1 protein-coding gene is annotated in these 1,064 nt (G+C 54.8%); it reads right to left on the bottom strand.

Translation table 11 applies throughout. The features are described from left to right. Positions 1-73: 73 nt before the first annotated feature. On the bottom strand, positions 74-901 hold the full coding sequence (locus tag HMPREF2710_RS03875) for an S-layer homology domain-containing protein (RefSeq protein WP_070599609.1): 828 nt from the start codon (positions 899-901) through the stop codon (positions 74-76). Positions 902-1,064 lie beyond the last annotated feature (163 nt).

Raw genomic sequence — 1,064 nt, 5'->3', positions numbered from 1 at the left:
CCAGCACGCACGAAAACTCGCACGAACCAGACACGGGGAACACGCCCCCAGCAAGCCCTCCGCTCACCTAGCGCTAGGACAGCGACTGCAGACGAGCCACAATGGGCGCCAACTCCTCGTGGTAATCAAGAACCATGAGAGGGGTGAAAATAGTGCGGTACGAAGCGTAATAGAAATCCGGTGTTTTATTGAAATCCCACGGCGTGTACCCGTTAGTGAAGAAGTTAGTGTCATACGCCCGAATATCTCCCCCCTTCGCCAGCGCATGCTGGTACATCCAGCTCATTGCTCGATGCAACTCACTCCCTTCCTTAATGGGAGCAGCACCCTTCTCAGCACGCACAGCATTCGCCGCATCCAGGGATTCCAGAGTCACCTTGGGGCTACCCGCAGCACGATAAAGGAAGGTAAAGTAGGCGCCACGGCTCGCCGGAGTGTCATAGTGGAAGGAGCCGTCAGACCAACCAGCGCTCAAACCCACGCGGGTCGCCCAGATAGCAACCTTATAACGAGCATCGCCCGGAGTCAGGTCGGTGTACGGGGACTTCTCCGGCAGGTTCTTCACCTCGGGTGAACCCGCCAGATGGTACAGGTACTCCAGCAAGCGGCCACGCGAGATAGTCATGACCCCGTTCGGCAACTTATCTTCATCGGTTGTAGCCAGCCCAACAACCTGATTCTTCGTAATCAGGCCAGTGCACTCTGCCCACTTCAAACTGCTTATAGCGTTCTTGCCGTAATAGAAGTACATATCAAAACAATTAATATCAAATTCCAGCTCTTCAACAGGCTGTGCAGATTTCGGATGAATGTATGCCGCCTGGGCTACACCCTGGCCCATATACCCCATAGCCAGTGCCAACAGTGCCGCCGCGCCGCGGGTCGAAAGGTTTTTCTTCATTTTCTATCCTCGGTGAAAGGTGTGAGATTAGAAGAAGAGTGAATCCCTTTGAAGATACCCGGAATCTGCACCTCGCGCAATCAACTACGCCCAGCGTGCAGGCAGATGCGGCGAAAGACACAACAAAAAGAGGGCGTGCCCACCGCCTCCAGCACGCACGAAA

Origin of the sequence: Rothia sp. HMSC069D01, assembly GCF_001810135.1 — a bacterium.
Lineage (GTDB): Bacteria > Actinomycetota > Actinomycetes > Actinomycetales > Micrococcaceae > Rothia.
This window is presented reverse-complemented; position numbering and strand designations above follow the sequence as displayed.

Coding starts and splice junctions, on each gene's coding strand:
- HMPREF2710_RS03875 (WP_070599609.1), bottom strand. CDS start 901: ATGAAGAAAAACCTTTCGACCCGCGGCGCGGCGGCACTGTTGGCACTG.